Origin of the sequence: Alteribacter natronophilus, assembly GCF_006007885.1 — a bacterium.
Classification (GTDB): Bacteria; Bacillota; Bacilli; order Bacillales; family Salisediminibacteriaceae; genus Alteribacter; species Alteribacter natronophilus.
This window is the reverse complement of sequence record NZ_VCRO01000001.1, coordinates 641,740-656,785: the sequence shown is the minus strand read 5'-3', so window position 1 is coordinate 656,785 and position 15,046 is coordinate 641,740. Positions and strand designations below refer to the sequence as shown.

The window sequence follows — 15,046 nt, the reverse complement described above, 5'->3', positions numbered from 1 at the left end:
CTCAAAAATCCGGTTAATAAACCTCTTAAGGATAATTTTCATCAAAACAGCTTCCTTATTTACTATTGTTATATGACAGAGAGGATATACTGTTACGGTTTCCGCCCGCCAACACCGAATTTTTTTCCGTTTTCCAGACATCCTTTGCCTTAAACGGGCGTGAGGGCTATAATAAAATAGATCCCATGAAAAGTCCGATGAGGAGGTAATCAGAATGACGCTGAAAAAGTGGCTCTCATCCATGATTGTTTTTGCGGTTGCCCTTCTTACTCCTGTCATTACCGCCGCAGCTGCCGGTAACGGTGGAGATAATGGAGAAGAAGAAGCAGTACACTGGATCACCCAGCTTCCGCTTGCGGTAATGGCTTTTGCAACAATCATTGTTATGATCTATTACACGATCCGAGATTAACAGCCGAATGAAATGCAGTACATAAAACAGGTGCCCCCGCCCAGGGGGACACCTGTTTTTTTTTGGAAATACAGAACTGCCGCACTTCCTTAAATCTCCGCCTTCTTATCAAAAAGATAACAAATGACATAAAATACTGCTGCCAGTAAACCCAGTTCAATGAGCGTATGTCCGAGATAAATCATCTCCAGCGTCTGACCACTTTCGTTAACCGAACCGTGGGCATCCGATAAATCAATATTAAACTGATCCGGAATCCCTTCCACTCTGAGCATCGGACCCCAGTGGGCAACGGATGCATAGAGCTGTGTATCTGTAAATTCGGACCACAGCCAGCTTAAAGCAAACGTGACGGCAATTCCCACGAGCCAGCCGAACGGACGAATAACTTTGTTAATGACAAAGATAAACAGCCCCGCAAGAGCAAGCTGTATACTGCCGAACATAATCCCTGCAAACAGCCAGCCTGCATAACGGACATATAACTCCCCCAGACCGTCTACTGCAAATACAGCAAGCTGCGAATCGGCTGTATGAAGAATCAGGCCGAAAGAAACCATCGTGACGGCAAGGAACATAGCGCCGGCAAAAACAGCCGCTGCCAATTTTGCCGAGAGAAGCGTGAAACCCGAATGGGGAAGGTTCATCCAGATGAGAGCAGTCCTTTCTTTCCATTCTCTGCGCATGGAAGCCACAATGTAAATCAGAACTGCAATCAGGTGTCCGGCAATGAGAGGAATACCGATAAAAATCATCGACAGATTGAGACGCCCAACGTGATACGTAATAAATGCAAACACAGCGAGGAGCAGGGCGCCGTGCAGCCCCATCAGGAACAGATTCTGCCTGACTTCCTTACGAAAAAGAGCCATCCATGTCATGAGAGCACCTCCCTCATCACTTCAACAACACTTTTTCCTTTCGTTTCCCGGAGTTTTTCCACGTTTTCAGAGAGAAGGATTTTCCCATTCCTGATAAATACCACGTGATCGAGAAACGGTTCGACTTCCGCCACTTCATGAGTGGAGATAACCGCTGCCTGACGGCTGATGTCTATACAACTGATAATCATTCCGAGTATTTCCTCTCTCACAATCGGATCCAGCCCCGATAACGGTTCGTCCATCAACAGAAGCGGTACATCCCGCGCCAGTGTAAGCGCAATTTTCACCCGGGCCCGGCTGCCCTTTGACAGATTTTTTATTTCGGTTCCACTGTCGATTTCAAGCTTTTCCAGAAGACTGGCGGCTTTCTCACTCGAAAAATCCGGGAAAACCCTGCTGAAAAACGTAACCGCTTCTTCCGGAGTCTGGTAGCCGTAAAGTGAATCCACCTCTGCCAGCAAGGAGACTCTGGACGCTACTTGTCTTGAAACCGGTTCCCCAAGCACAGTCACACTTCCCTTTCCGGGCCGGAGGAGACCTGCAGCCGTTTTTAAAAGAGTGGATTTACCGCTTCCATTCGGGCCGATCAGGCCGGTAATTCCAGGCCTGTCGATGGATACAGTTACATTGTCCAGAGCCTTCTTTCCTCTGTATGATTTTGAAAGTCCCCCTGTTTTAATAAATGGTTCATTCATTCCGGCTGCTCTCCTTTCACATGAATCTCGGTCTTAAGCAGATTAATGATTTCATCATCCTTATATCCGTACTGTCTGAGCACGTTCACAAGTCTGCGTGTTTCTTCTTCCGCCGCGGTCTTTTTCAGGCTGGTGATGACATCTGAATTCTCCGTTACAAATGTTCCCTGTCCGCGCCGGGATTCCACTGCCCCTTCCCGTTCCATCTCCATATAGGTCCTCGAAACCGTATTCGGGTTAACCCCGGCCTGAACAGCCATTTCCCTCACCGAGGGAAGGCGGCTGCCCGGCAGCAGCTCGCCGCTGCAGATATCCCCATACATCTTCTCCTTCAGCTGAAGATAGATCGGACGATTATGATCAAATGTTATCGCCACACTGCCACGCTCCCTTACAAGAGGAAATAATTCCATCTACATTGTAGCAGAACTCATCAGTCCACCACATCTCTTCCTGTGAACACGTTAAAGGTCACAGCAAGAAACAAAACGAGGTATGCAGCAAGGACGATGACTGAAAAAGCTGCGGACATGCCGGGAACCAGCGGATCTCCCTGCAGGTACTGAAGTAAATACGTATTGGCGAAAAGAATGTATTTCGCCCATTCATACCCGCTGAGGAGAAAAACAATCTGACTACCCATAAACAGTGCCGTCAGTGAAATCCCCACCGAAAGGGCCTGATTTTTAAACACAGTGCCAATCATAAAGGCAAGCGCAGCGTAAATTATGACCTCAATAAACTGCAAAGCATAAACAGTAAGCCCATAAAAAGGTGCGTACCAGTCACGAATCTCTCCATTGACGACTTCAACCCATCTGTCGGCAGAAAGCCCTCCGGGAAACAGCACGGTGCCAATAACGAGTGTCGCAGTGATAAACACGAGAAGCATCACAGAAGCAAACAGCAGAACTGCCAGCCATTTGGACAACAGTATTTTCCACCTGTTTACCGGCCTGGCAAGCAGCAGTTTGATCGTTCCTGTACTGTGCTCACCCGATACACTTCCGGCGGCCGCAATAACTGTAAAAACCGTTATTATGCTGAGAACCATGCCGTTATCGCTGAAAAAGGACCACATGTGCTGTGAAGTAAGGGGTTCGACCCCTGAATCAAGGTGATACTGATTTACGAGCAGCTGTTCTTCCAGACGTGCCGCCCCCTGTGTTTCCTCTGCGGCAAGTTCACTTTCCAGAGCCGCATTTTTCTGGACCAGGCGCTCCTCCCATCCCCCGGATGGCTCTTCATGCGGAATCAGGTACTTCGTAATCAGCCCTCCTGCAAGTACAATGGCAACAAGCAGAACAAACATAACTTTTGTTCCCGTTCTTTTGCGGAGTTTCATCCACTCGTTTCCTGTAAGTCGTATGAGCTGTTTCATGAGACAACCCCTCCGGTAATTGACAGGAATTCCTCTTCAAGTGTCGCTTTTTCGTCGGCTCTGACCTCGAAAACGAGTATCCCTTCACCAATCAGCCGTGAAAGACATTCCGGTATTTTCTCTCTGTCAGCAGAAACCCTGATCCCACCCGCAGCCGTTTCATACGAATGCACAAGATCATTCAGCAGTTTCTCTGTACGTTTCAAATCCCCTTCTGCAGCAATAAACCACTTCTGTCTTCCGTTTTCATCAGGGCTTTTCAGTTCTTCCATCCGGATGCACTCCCCCCTGTGAATAATAGCAACCCGGTCACACATTTTTTCCATCTCTGAAAGCAGGTGACTGGAAACAATCACACAGATGTTCTCCTCCCGGGCAAGTTTTCCGAGGTATTCTCTCATTTCCCGGATCCCTGCCGGATCGAGTCCATTTGTCGGCTCATCCAGAATAAGAACCTGAGGACGGTGAAGCAGGGACTGAGCAAGACCAAGCCGCTGCCTCATTCCAAGAGAATACGTTCTGACTTTATCCCCGATTCTCTCTTCCAAATCAACAAGTCTGAGAATCTCCCTGATCCGGTCCTCTGACACACCCCCGTGCATTTTCGCACAGTGTATCAGGTTATCCCACCCGCTCAGGTAACCGTACATTTCAGGGTTCTCAACGACAGCCCCGGTTAATGAAGCCGCCTTTTCAAACTCATCCTTTACAGAATATCCGCAGATTTCCACTTTGCCGGCAGTCGGCCTGATGAGTCCTGTCATCATTCTGATAATGGTTGTTTTGCCTGCCCCATTTGGCCCCAGGAGGCCGAAAACCTCTCCTTTACGGATTTTCAGACTGATATTATTTACAATGATCCGTTTTTTCATCTGTTTGGTCAGACCGTCTAATACAACAGCTTCCTCCACTTGTTTTCCTCCTTCAATACCGTTGTTCTAGTGTACTAATCAAATAGTACACCAATACAATGTGCAGGTCAACGGATTTTCTCTGTTGAAGGAGCTGCCGGCTTCTTTTAAGCTTAAATTACAGAGATAGTGCAATCGTTTGCACTGTCTTCATAATACAAAAAAAGCCGGATTCCTGATCATTGAAAATGGAATCCGGTCTTTTTTCTGTTCGCTCTTTTCGGAAGGCTCTATTTTGTTGTTTCATTACGCTGCAGGCGGACGCTTTCCGCGGGCAGGGCCTCAGCCTCCTCGGGAAATTCACCCTTCGGGGTCTTCTGCTCCTGCTTTTCCCGTTGGAGCCGCCGCCTTTCGCTCCATTTAGTACCTGGTAAAAGCAGCAATCTATGCCTTTCTGTTTTCCCTTACAGTCAGTCGAGGACTTCAATCTCCTCAATCACAACGTCTTCATCCGGCCTTCCCTCCTGATCCACATCCACGGCTGCGATGTCATCAACAACGTCCATTCCGTCAATGACGTGGCCAAAGACCGAATGTCCGTTATCCAGGTGGGGTGTACCGCCGTACTCTTTGTAGGCCTCTGCAACCTCTTCATCAAATTCACCGCTCTCCACGAGCTCATCGATCTGGGATTCCAGTTCAGGTGCAAGGCTGTCTGCCTGTACAATGAAAAACTGGCTGGAATTTGTATTCGGACCGCTGTTGGCCATGGACAGGGCACCTCTGAGGTGGACAAGCTCCGGATCAAATTCGTCTTCAAACGGTTCCCCGTAGATACTGTCTCCACCCATGCCGGTTCCGGTCGGATCCCCGCCCTGGATCATAAAGTCTTCAAGTACCCGGTGAAAAATGATTCCTTCATAATAGCCGTCTTCCGCATGAGTAAGAAAGTTTTCCACTGTTTTTGGTGCCTGTTCGGGAAACAGCTTTAAATGAATCTCCCCCATTGAAGTCCGCATGATGACTTCCCGTTCATCCCCGGCTACCGTGTCAGTCAGCTGGGGCAGTGAAGAAGTGCCATTGTCGCCGGAAACGTCTGTCTCCCCGTTTTCCCCGGTATCATTCTCCCCGCAGGCAGAAAGCAGCATCGCCGCTGCGGCAAATCCGCCCAATGCCATTCGTGATGATCTGTTCATATGAAAAACTCCTTTTTCCACTTATGTACGTGCCTGTCATTATTATTAATGACTTTGTGCCAAAAACGCAAGCAGGAATCTTTTTCTTCTTGACTCATTTTTGAAAATAAGGGTAATATAATTAACAGAACAAACGTTCGCTTTTGTGGCGGAAGGAGTAAAAGGGGGACAATGTGATGGCAAGACTCACTGTTGAGGAAGAACGGCTGAGTGAAACCTGTATTCTCTACGAACTTTCACGAAAAGTGCTCGAAAACGACCTTGCCCGGATGGAGGAGGCACCGCTAAAGCTCAAGGATCCCTACATCCGCCTCCTTGAACGCACGATTCATATGATCGGCCGGGAACTCAGTCTCACAAAAATGCGTATGAAAAAAATCGGTCTTAAAGTGGAACTGAACAGCCGTGACGATACCTTTTCCGAATACACCATTTTCTTCCGGGGCTACGCCATGACGGCCAAGTACATGAACGCCCATCTTAAAAACCAGGTTGCCGAAACAATCGAATCCTGCTTTTTCAGACATCCGCAGGGACCGGCAGGCTAATCTGGAATAAGAGGCCTGATTTTCGGAAATACCCGGAGAGCTGTATTGTAAAAAACATCGTCGTGATATTTTGCAGGAATCTTTGAAGCAATAAAATCGGCGTAGGGGCGTACTTCCACGAGCGGCCAGTCGGTGCCGAACAGCAGTTTTTCGTAATGATCACAAAAAGCCAGTGCATGATTAAAATGATCAAAAAAGTGCGGCGTTCCGGAAATACGTTTTACTTCTCTTTCATCTCCCACAATCAGGCCGGAAAGATCGGCAAAGACGTTCGGGTTTTTGTAAACCACTTCGGCAGCATCAAGCATCCAGGGGTCTCCGAAGTGGGCCATTATAAATGTAACGTCACGGTTATACACTGCTGTTTCATCAATGGTCAGGGGGTGGGCATATTTAAGAAGACCGCGCTCGGAATATGTATCACCGGTGTGAAGCACCACCGGCAGCCTGTAGGCCGCCGCCAGTTCGTATACAGGCCCGTACACCCGGTCGTGGGCATAGAAGGGATAATACCCGAGGTAGATTTTAATGCCGGCTGTTTCGGGTCTGAGCAGCTCTTTTTCCAGCCTGTCCAGATCCTTTTTTCCAAGCCGGTAGGGATTGACCCCCTGGCAGACAGCCATACGGCCGGGAATTGAAGAGCTTAAATCCACTCCCATGGGCGTGGATGGAGTCCTGTCCGGAAACCCTTCTCCTCCTTCGATTTCCCTGAGCCCCATCGCAATTGAAAACACCACACCGGCATCACCAAACTCCTTCTCAAAGCCTTTAAATGAATAATCCACCAGTGAGAGATCATGGGCTGTCCGGTGAAAACTTCCGATATGGGAAAAGTGAATATGGGCATCGATGATCTTCATAACAATCCTCTCTTCTGCGGGGGGAATAGACAGGCTTAGCCGGACGCCGGGGAATTACCCGTTTTCCTTCTTTGTGTCCACGTAGCCTTTTTCCTTCACTTGCTCGTACGCTGTTGTAAGAATTCCCTGGATCGCCTGACCCCGGTCCCTTTTACGTTTCTTGAATTCTTCGTAAAGACTCTCTCCCTGATAGCCTTCCTTCACGAGCGTCTGCAGCAGCATATCGGAAAGGTCATCCTTCTTGGCCACAATGACGCCGTCAAGATGCACACTCAGGTGACTGCTCAGATCGTTGACTGATTTCACGGAGCAGACAAGCGTCGCAGGGTCATTCGTTTTCTTTGTAATCGTCACTTCAGCCATGAAGTGCTGATCCGCTTCTTTGTATTCCTCAAAAAAACGGCGCCATTTTTTATCCAGCACAGCTTCAACGAGCCAGTTCTTATTCGCTTCCTCCTTGTTGATTATAAGCCCGTCCACAAGGGGAATCTGTTTTCCATCGAGTTCCTCCTTCCCATGTTCATCATCAAACAGAACGGCAAGGGAGCATAATTTAAATGTCTTCATCTTTTACCTCCTTATTTTAAGAAGCGGCTCTCCGGATTCAGGTTAATGCTGTGATAAAATAAACGGGATTGCGTTTTCCGCGGAGTAAGCCGGTTTCGATATAACACTATATGATTATTTCATGTCCTGATCCTGAAACAGGAGACGGAAAGGAGTACTGCCTATGAAAAGGGACGCACTTTTGACCAGCCTGCATCCGGCATTTTTCCGAAACTGTCCGGCTGAAGTTACCGTACTGAGTGCCTGTAAAGAAATACCGTCAGGCTCCGCGTTTCTCCCGGGTGATCCTGTACACCTGGCAGATGCTGCGGAGAGGTTCGACCGGATATTTCTGCACACAGATCCATACCCGGCAAGTGGCAAAGTCAGAGGGACTGAAGCGTTCAGCTGCTATGTAACGGATTATCTTGCTTCACTTGAACGCCAGTTTAACACAGAGTTCCTCTTTCTCCCCTCCTGTTCCCGGAGCGCGGCACAGAATGGAAGATCGTTCACATCCGTCCAGCTTTACCTTCAGAGCTGTGCGATCACCGGTAGAAAAGCTGCCTCAGAATATGCTGCGTGGCTGGAAACAGCATCCTGTAACACCATCCGGACCGAGGTGGACTGCTCCCGGTTTATTATTTCGGCTTTCGGGATCCCCCTTATCAAAATGAGACATGCCGGTGTTCCCGGAGAGGCAGGAGAAGGGCTCTACCGGATTACCGGCGGCATGCTTGCAGGGGAAGGCAGCACTCCCGGTTATTTTCATTTCCTCTGCGAGAGGAAAAAAGGCATCGTCTATACCGCCCTGACTTCTTTTACACCTGCCCTCCTGCGCCCGCTGTACCGGATGACCCAGGCTCCTCTGCACGAAGCCGTTATGAAGCGTTACGTGCAGAGAGCCTCGTGGAAAAGCCGGTGATGAGAGTCGGTCAGTCGAGTCCATCAGGGAGGTCACTGTCACCCATGGCAACCGGTGCATTTTCAACACGGTCAAAACTCTGCTCCAGTTCCTCATACATCCGCACCCCTTCAGCGGAGAGAACGACCGAACCTGCAGGAGCAAAATAGTAAAGAGGAAACGGTTCCTCATTCACCTTCAGTTCATCTGCCTCCCTGACAGGAAACGCTGTGTAAAACCGGTCAAGTACTTTAAAGGCAATAGCATAAATGAAGGAAAGAGATAAGTGTTCACGATCCAGTCTTCCTGCTTCCTCACTGCTGAGAAGCTGGTAGTATGATCGCCACCTCGATTCCTCCATTCTTCCCGCTGCTGTGTGGGGGGAAACAAAATAGATCGCAGCGAGACCCGCAAGGCCGGCAAGGAAAACTGCGGCACCGGTAAAAGGCTGGAAAAATACGAGTACACTCCCGGCGAGGGTGCCGACAGCCCCTCCCGCTAACACCAGCATCCTCGGCAGCCCCAGCGGCCGATACAGGTTAAATGCTTTAAGAGAGGAAACGGTCCGCTGTTCCCACGTGTAGAGATCATGAAGATACTGCTCCATTTTCCCCTTATCATCAGTATAGCGGGCCAGATCTCCGATACGGAATACCCCATTACTTCCGACCCTGTATAATAACCACTCCAGCAGAAACTGTTCATCTTCCGTGAGAGGTTCCCCGGGCAGCTCCTTTTTGCGCTCCACAAAGCTGTGGTTATCGGCACTGTTGTCATATTCCAGCCTGACTGCCCCTTTTAGAGCCAGATGAAGAAGCCCGGCAGTAACGTCATTTGATGACAGGCCGCGCCTGGACATAAGTTTTACGGTCATGGCCGGACTAAGCCGGGTCTTTTCCAGACTTTGAAGAAGCTTTTCTTTTTCTCCTTCAAATGAAAAGGGATCGGCTTTTTTCATTTTTTCCATCTTCAGGACTGTCACTGTCAATCCTGTAATTAACGCAAACAGAATCCATCCGGTTATGATCAAGCAGATCGCTCCTTCCATAGACTGCTTACTTCTATGTTACTAAACTGCAGGCAGGAAAAAAAGCACCGGCGTCTGCAGGTGTCATGATACATCTGCTCTGCGAACGGTCCGGATTTTCCTTCTCTCCACTTCCTGCCTGATAAAAAAGACAAGAAGTCCGGCGCAGTATAGAACATAACCGGCAAATAGCCAGGATACGAGTGAAGCATGCTCCTCCCCCGCCCATACCGGTGCACTCAGGAGAGACAGCAGCCAGACCATGGACAGGTTACCGAACACACAGGACCAGAAATACGCCCCGCTGCGGATCGGTGTAAAGGCTGCTGCAGCAGAAATGATGTTGCTTGGAAAAACAGGTATACTTCTGAGCAGAATGATCATCATCACTCCGTATCTGCTGATCCACCTGTAGTACCTTTCAAACTTCTGCTCATGTTTCTCCTGTATTTTCCTTATAAATCCCACGTTAAAGTATCTTACAAGATAAAAACAGGCCAGTGCTCCGGCCAGCGTGCCGGTAAAACTGATCAGTGCCCCTCCCGCAAAGCCGAATGCCAGGTTATGCACAATGATGATGATCAGAACCGGAAAAAGCGTAAAGATGTTCTGGATAACCAGCAGGGGAATGGTGACAAGCGGGAGAAACATGCCCCATTGGCTGAAAAGCGTCTCCGTAAAAAATGCGGTATCACTGTTTCTTGCAGCCTTAATAAAATCAGTCTGCCAAAGAAGGACCAGTGCCGCCAGTATTGAGATAAGCAGAAGCCATTTTTTCACTGTAATCCCCCTTTCGGCCTGAATCCGGGCTGTTCCCGAAAAGCCGCACCCGGTTATTTCATCACCGGACAGTAAGCACCGTATCAGACCAGCCAGTCTTTGTCATATAAAAAAGACGGGGACAGATCAATAAAAATAAACTCGTCTTCGCGCAGCGGATAGGAATAGGTTCTGATCACATCATTGGTGTCGATATCCCGGTACGTATCAGAAAGGATGCCTGCCCTCCTCCCTTCCATCTGTGCAAGGTTTTCAAGGAAGTAGGAACGCCAGCTCCAGTTTTTCCCCTTCGCTTCCTCATCGGCACTCCAGTTTTCCCCGGCGTCTTTAATCCAGTTGCTTGTAAGCTGATAGCCGAATCTGTCGCAGCTGTATACCCGGAAGGTTAACGGGCCCAGTTCCTTTGCAATCCGTGCTGCCCGGGCATCGTTTCCCGCTTCATCCGGCAGTAACTTTTCCAGACGTGCCAATTTCGCATCGAGATCAAGTACAAAGGCAATCTGCTCCTGCAGTCTTTTGTTTTCACGGTTAATAAAAGACTTCATCTTCTCCCTGAGAGAGGACGTCATACTGTTTTTATCCACCCATGTTTCAGCCGGCGCCAGAAGATATTTCCCCTGCATGAACTGGCCCCCGTGACGCCATGCAAGATAAAGGTGGTGAAGGTCCTCGATACCCCTGAACATGAGGGAGGCACCGATTTTTCTTGAAAACAGTGCGAGGGACTCAAGCACATTCCGGTAGTCAAACGCTGAATCGTGGTTACCTATTTCACTCAGGTCAACCTTCAGCAGATCCGGCTCGAGTCTGGAAATGAGATCAAGATCACTGCCGTCCCTTCCCAGATCATCCACCGCCACCCTGATCCCGCTTGCAGTGAAAAATTTAAGCAGATGGCTCAGACTCTCCGGGTCCCCCGGGAAGTCCGCCTGCCTGAACTGGAGAATGATTTTATGCCTGGGCAGTCCCAGTGAGAAATACTTTTCGGCTAGAGTAAGAAAACGTTCGTGAAGATCACCTTCGTAGAGAACCCCTGCATGGACGTTAACAAACAGCCATGGAGACTCTTTCTGCTGCAAATAATATGAAAAGGACCTGTCGTAGATTAACCGGCTCACTTCCCACTTATCTTCAAGTGCTGCAGCAGGGTCATCGAGCAGAGGGCGGACAGGGCGGTATTTGTCCCCATCCCGGTACATACCTGTTACCTCATAACCGTCAACAACCTGAACTTCGGAACTTAGGACGGGATGAAAGATTACTTTAACCTGTTTTTCATTTTGTACTGCATCGTGTGTGTCCATCTGCCATTTCCCCTTCGCTTACCTTTACTTTAAAATTATATCACGCTGAGGGGAAAGTTGATCAAAAATGCGGCAGGGCCTCCATATTTAACTATGGAAGCCCGCTGCTGCTTTATAGTAACTCCATCATTTCGAAAGTGACTCAATAATCTTCTTCGCCTCCCTGACCGGAAGCTTGGTGACGCCGATTTCCTCTCCTTCCCTTCCGAAGGATTCGTGGTGGAAATCAGATCCTCCGGAACGGAGCAGACTGCGTCCGGACTTTTTCTCTATCCGGTCCGCCAGCTCCGAAAAACGGGCGACAGCTTCTTCCGAGTGGTCACGGTGATAGACTTCAATTCCATCCAGTCCGGCATTCTCAGCCCAGTCGGCAATCTCCCCGTCGAGATTGTAAAAAACCGGGTGCGCCACAACAGCCAGTCCGCCTGCCTTCTGAATGACACTGATCGCCTGCTGGGGTGACAGCTCCTCTTTTTTTGGTACGTAAAGAGGCTTATTGTACCCTATATAACGATCGAAGGCATCCGCAACAGTCTCGGCATAACCCTTGTCAACAAGTGCCTTTGCCATGTGCGGCCGGGAGTATGTATGGCCGGTAACATGGACAAGAACGTCCTGCCACTCAATATCAAGTCCGAGTTCATGACACTTGCGGATCATCTCTTCCATACGGCCTTTCCGCATACTGCGGTAGTAGGCTATGGTTTTCTGAAACTCAGCATCTTCCTCGTTGAAACCGTAACCGAGAATATCCACGCTTCGTCCCGTCTTTGATCTGGTACTCAGCTCAATACCCGGAATAAAATGAATCCCGTATTTTTCCGCCTCTGAAGATGCCTCTTTCAGCCCGCCTGTCGTGTCGTGATCGGTAAGGGATACGGCAGTGAGGCCTGCATCAGCACACTTTTTCATCAGAGCAGCCGGGTCATAGCTGCCATCCGAGTAGGTGGAGTGCATATGAAGATCTGCTTTCATTTCTCTGTTTACTGCCACCACTTATCATATACCGTAACCGGCAGCTGACGCTTATGCTCCGTCTGATCGTACCGCTGTTCAAGATTCTCGCGGCTCTCACTGCTGATTTCCTTTCCTTCGAGATAATCATCGATCTCATCATAGGTAATACCGAGGGCTTCCTCGTCAGGCAGAAGCGGCTGGTCATCCTCCAGGTCAGCTGTCGGTTTTTTCAGATAAAGACGTTCTGGTGCACCGAGGGCTTTTAACAGCTCTTTTCCCTGCCGTTTGGACAAACCGAACAGCGGTGCCACGTCACACGCACCGTCCCCGTATTTTGTATAGAAGCCCGTAACAGCTTCAGCTGCATGATCGGTGCCTGCAACAAGGCATTCGTAGTGGGCAGCAAGATCGTACTGCACTTTCATACGCTCCCTCGCCTTTGTGTTCCCTTTGACGAAATCACTCATTTCCTCACCGGTGGCTTCTCTGAACTGTCCGTAGGAGGCATCGACAGCAGGCTTTATATTTACGGTCTTAATATGATAGGGCTCAATAAATTCAAGGGCCATCTGCGCATCGTCCTCATCCATCTGCGTCCCGTGTGGAAGACGTACGGCATAAAACGTATAGCGGTCCGTGGATTCCTCTTCATTCAGCTCGGCCATGGCAAGCTGAATAAGCTTTCCCAAAAGGGAGGAGTCCTGCCCGCCGCTGATCCCGAGCACATATCCCTTAGTCCCTGATTTTTTTGTATAGGCTTTCAGAAAATCAATTCTCTTTCTCTTTTCCTCTTCGAGATCGATTTCGGGTTTTACTTTTAATTCATGAATAATTTCATCCTGTTTTTTTATCATTTTCCACCCTCCAGTTAATGTATTTCACCAGCTCAGGATGACGGACTGAATGCACCTTTGAAACGCTCGAGCTGGCTGTTTCTGCCTTCCTGCTTAAGGATTCTCCTGGCGTCTTCCCCGAGCAGGTCAAAGTGGGGAAGACCTTCTCTGTAATGAATCCATTCCTTTTTCAGTCCGTACTGCTGTCCCCATTCAATCAGTCGGCTTACATCGCTGCAGCCTGCCTTCGTTACCGTTTTGTACTGCGGGAAGCGTTCATCGTACCAGTAGTGGGTAATCAGAGCCACTTCACCGGCTTGGGCCCGCTTTTTGAAATTCTCCAGCTCATCCCTGCTGATTCCAAAAGCCATCCAGGTCGCCCTCCTTTACTTTTACGGTCTGCTTTTATTTTAGTTTGTCCCGGCGGAAAGAATCAATGAATATGGGATGAATGCACCTCCGACCATTGAAAAATGGAGGGAATGCCGACTGCCGGGATCAGCACAGAACAGAAAAAAGGCAGGGTTTATGCCCCTGCCTTTCTGTTACCCTATTATGCGGATTATTAAATCTCCCCGCGCTCTCTGGCAGCCTTCTCGTCCGCGATTTCAGCCTGAAAGCTCTGAATGCTTTCTTCGCGGCGGCGGTTTTTCTCCTCGATATCCCGGCGGTCAGAATCTTTTAGATCCACATTGGCTGCTGTTTCCTTTGCTGCTTCCATGTTTTCACGGGTGTCTTCCACCATTTTCTCAAGTTTTTCCACGTTGTCCTGACGATTATCCGGCTTAGCTTTCATCTGTAAATTCCTCCTTGTAAAAAGTACTGTCTTATTCTGCAGGAGAAATAATGATTTTATTCATCAGACGAGCGATGGCCGGTATACATCGGTCAAGTCGGGCTCGGATTTTTCAAGAAGATCTTCAAAAGCCCCCCAGCCGTACTTTTCTGCATATTCGGCTTCCGGCGCAGTAACAGGGATCAGCCAGAGGATCCTGTACGGAGTGCCATCGGCCGTTCTGTAGCTGTGGAACGTATTCTCAAAATAAACAGGGACCGTTACGTAAAACGCCTCCATATCAGCGTCGTCAAACATCGGCCCGAACGGCCCGATCACGTCCCCTCTGAAAAAAGGGCGATTGCTGTTTACGGCAATCAGTGCCGTGTTCTGAAGAATGTAGGGGATATGGGGATGCTCAAAATCTCTGCCCGTTACAAATATAAGTTCCTGCCTGACAGTTTCGCCGGACTCCTCATCGGAAAAACCATCACGGCTCAGTCCCAGAGTGGAGTATGTGACTGTCTCCGGGAATGGGCCGCCATTAAACTTTACGATCTGGAACGGCAGTGTTCTTCCCTGCTGATCCAAGTGCCAGCCGCAGTCGATCGTCCCCATATGTTTTTCTAGAAAGTCCGTAAAAGCCGTCATGTTACTCCTCCCGGGAATTATGATTTCTTTTTTTTGCGCTCATAGGCCTCGTGCCAGGCCGGAAAATGCTTTTTCACAGAAACGGGACGAAAACTGTCTTTTTTCACGCACACGTGCTCACTGTAACCGGACACGCACACGCGTCCTTCGCTTCTGATTTCATAGCCGTATGTAACCCGGATTCCTGTATATTTTTCAATCCACGTATATACGGTCACATCCTCCCCGTAACGGGCAGGCGATTTATAGGAAAGGTTTATGTTCGTAACCGGAGACAGAATTCCTTCTTTCTCCATATCCGCATAGCGGAAGCCGAGTTCCTCGATCAGCTTTGTCCGGCCGATCTCACACCAGACGAGGTAATTGGCATGATACACTACCCCCATCTGGTCGGTCTCGGCATATCTTACGGTAATCGTTGATTCAGTGGTAAGCATCTTTG

20 protein-coding genes are annotated in these 15,046 nt (G+C 49.1%); 3 read left to right on the top strand and 17 right to left on the bottom strand.

Annotation, left to right across the window (positions count from 1 at the left end):
* The first annotated feature begins 214 nt into the window (after nucleotides 1-214).
* Complete coding sequence (locus FGB90_RS03330; protein WP_138809140.1) at nucleotides 215-412, top strand: hypothetical protein; 198 nt, start codon at nucleotides 215-217, stop codon at nucleotides 410-412.
* Between the two features lie 89 nt (nucleotides 413-501).
* Here the strand turns inward: FGB90_RS03330 and FGB90_RS03325 are convergent, their stop codons facing one another.
* The 6 genes from FGB90_RS03325 to FGB90_RS03300 form a co-directional block, all read right to left on the bottom strand.
* Nucleotides 502-1,293 carry a hypothetical protein gene (locus tag FGB90_RS03325; RefSeq protein ID WP_138809139.1) on the bottom strand — a complete coding sequence of 264 codons (792 nt, stop codon included), beginning with the start codon at nucleotides 1,291-1,293 and terminating at the stop codon, nucleotides 502-504.
* Nucleotides 1,290-1,991 carry an ABC transporter ATP-binding protein gene (locus FGB90_RS03320; protein ID WP_138809138.1) on the bottom strand — a complete coding sequence of 234 codons (702 nt, stop codon included), beginning with the start codon at nucleotides 1,989-1,991 and terminating at the stop codon, nucleotides 1,290-1,292. The genes FGB90_RS03325 and FGB90_RS03320 overlap by 4 nt, the downstream gene beginning before the upstream one ends.
* Complete coding sequence (locus FGB90_RS03315; RefSeq protein ID WP_246056038.1) at nucleotides 1,988-2,368, bottom strand: GntR family transcriptional regulator; 381 nt, start codon at nucleotides 2,366-2,368, stop codon at nucleotides 1,988-1,990. Before FGB90_RS03315 ends, FGB90_RS03320 begins: the two co-directional genes overlap by 4 nt.
* A gap of 56 nt (nucleotides 2,369-2,424) precedes the next feature.
* On the bottom strand, nucleotides 2,425-3,372 hold the full coding sequence (locus FGB90_RS03310; protein ID WP_138809137.1) for a DUF2705 family protein: 948 nt from the start codon (nucleotides 3,370-3,372) through the stop codon (nucleotides 2,425-2,427).
* On the bottom strand, nucleotides 3,369-4,283 hold the full coding sequence (locus FGB90_RS03305; protein WP_246056036.1) for an ABC transporter ATP-binding protein: 915 nt from the start codon (nucleotides 4,281-4,283) through the stop codon (nucleotides 3,369-3,371). Before FGB90_RS03305 ends, FGB90_RS03310 begins: the two co-directional genes overlap by 4 nt.
* 410 nt (nucleotides 4,284-4,693) lie before the next feature.
* On the bottom strand, nucleotides 4,694-5,419 hold the full coding sequence (locus FGB90_RS03300; RefSeq protein WP_246056034.1) for a peptidylprolyl isomerase: 726 nt from the start codon (nucleotides 5,417-5,419) through the stop codon (nucleotides 4,694-4,696).
* A 176-nt stretch (nucleotides 5,420-5,595) separates the two neighbouring features.
* Between FGB90_RS03300 and FGB90_RS03295 the strand changes: the two genes are divergently transcribed.
* On the top strand, nucleotides 5,596-5,967 hold the full coding sequence (locus tag FGB90_RS03295) for a YhjD family protein (protein ID WP_138809136.1): 372 nt from the start codon (nucleotides 5,596-5,598) through the stop codon (nucleotides 5,965-5,967).
* On the opposite strand, the gene FGB90_RS03290 is transcribed toward FGB90_RS03295, so the two are convergent.
* Together FGB90_RS03290 and FGB90_RS03285 are read right to left on the bottom strand one after the other, a co-directional pair.
* The gene (locus tag FGB90_RS03290; protein WP_138809135.1) at nucleotides 5,964-6,827 is read right to left on the bottom strand and encodes an amidohydrolase family protein; all 864 of its coding nucleotides are present in this window, start codon (nucleotides 6,825-6,827) and stop codon (nucleotides 5,964-5,966) included. The two genes, FGB90_RS03295 and FGB90_RS03290, sit on opposite strands and share 4 nt — an antisense overlap.
* Nucleotides 6,828-6,881: 54 nt before the next feature.
* On the bottom strand, nucleotides 6,882-7,394 hold the full coding sequence (locus FGB90_RS03285; RefSeq protein WP_138809134.1) for a YwpF-like family protein: 513 nt from the start codon (nucleotides 7,392-7,394) through the stop codon (nucleotides 6,882-6,884).
* Between the two features lie 163 nt (nucleotides 7,395-7,557).
* Here FGB90_RS03285 and FGB90_RS03280 point away from each other — a divergent pair, with 163 nt between their 5' ends.
* Nucleotides 7,558-8,298, top strand: coding sequence for a hypothetical protein (locus tag FGB90_RS03280; RefSeq protein WP_138809133.1), 741 nt, complete (start codon nucleotides 7,558-7,560; stop codon nucleotides 8,296-8,298).
* Between the two features lie 10 nt (nucleotides 8,299-8,308).
* On the opposite strand, the gene FGB90_RS03275 is transcribed toward FGB90_RS03280, so the two are convergent.
* The 9 genes from FGB90_RS03275 to FGB90_RS03235 all read right to left on the bottom strand — a co-directional run bounded on the left by FGB90_RS03275 (nucleotide 8,309) and on the right by FGB90_RS03235 (nucleotide 15,041).
* Nucleotides 8,309-9,307 (bottom strand): DUF2207 family protein, encoded by a 999-nt coding sequence (locus FGB90_RS03275; protein WP_171051678.1) that lies wholly within the window; start codon nucleotides 9,305-9,307, stop codon nucleotides 8,309-8,311.
* 81 nt (nucleotides 9,308-9,388) lie between these two features.
* Nucleotides 9,389-10,084 carry a TVP38/TMEM64 family protein gene (locus FGB90_RS03270; protein ID WP_138809131.1) on the bottom strand — a complete coding sequence of 232 codons (696 nt, stop codon included), beginning with the start codon at nucleotides 10,082-10,084 and terminating at the stop codon, nucleotides 9,389-9,391.
* Nucleotides 10,085-10,167: 83 nt separating this feature from the next.
* The gene (locus FGB90_RS03265) at nucleotides 10,168-11,388 is read right to left on the bottom strand and encodes an EAL domain-containing protein (protein WP_138809130.1); all 1,221 of its coding nucleotides are present in this window, start codon (nucleotides 11,386-11,388) and stop codon (nucleotides 10,168-10,170) included.
* A 126-nt stretch (nucleotides 11,389-11,514) separates the two neighbouring features.
* Nucleotides 11,515-12,363 (bottom strand): PHP domain-containing protein, encoded by an 849-nt coding sequence (locus FGB90_RS03260; RefSeq protein ID WP_138809129.1) that lies wholly within the window; start codon nucleotides 12,361-12,363, stop codon nucleotides 11,515-11,517.
* A gap of 8 nt (nucleotides 12,364-12,371) precedes the next feature.
* Entirely contained in the window at nucleotides 12,372-13,199 is an 828-nt protein-coding gene (gene nadE, locus FGB90_RS03255) for an NAD(+) synthase (RefSeq protein WP_281280010.1), read from the bottom strand.
* Between the two features lie 32 nt (nucleotides 13,200-13,231).
* Nucleotides 13,232-13,549 (bottom strand): hypothetical protein, encoded by a 318-nt coding sequence (locus FGB90_RS03250; protein WP_138809128.1) that lies wholly within the window; start codon nucleotides 13,547-13,549, stop codon nucleotides 13,232-13,234.
* A gap of 194 nt (nucleotides 13,550-13,743) precedes the next feature.
* On the bottom strand, nucleotides 13,744-13,974 hold the full coding sequence (gene tlp, locus FGB90_RS03245) for a small acid-soluble spore protein Tlp (RefSeq protein ID WP_138809127.1): 231 nt from the start codon (nucleotides 13,972-13,974) through the stop codon (nucleotides 13,744-13,746).
* Between the two features lie 63 nt (nucleotides 13,975-14,037).
* The gene (locus tag FGB90_RS03240; protein WP_138809126.1) at nucleotides 14,038-14,604 is read right to left on the bottom strand and encodes a suppressor of fused domain protein; all 567 of its coding nucleotides are present in this window, start codon (nucleotides 14,602-14,604) and stop codon (nucleotides 14,038-14,040) included.
* 17 nt (nucleotides 14,605-14,621) lie between these two features.
* The gene (locus tag FGB90_RS03235; RefSeq protein WP_138809125.1) at nucleotides 14,622-15,041 is read right to left on the bottom strand and encodes an acyl-CoA thioesterase; all 420 of its coding nucleotides are present in this window, start codon (nucleotides 15,039-15,041) and stop codon (nucleotides 14,622-14,624) included.
* Between the last annotated feature and the right edge of the window lie 5 nt (nucleotides 15,042-15,046).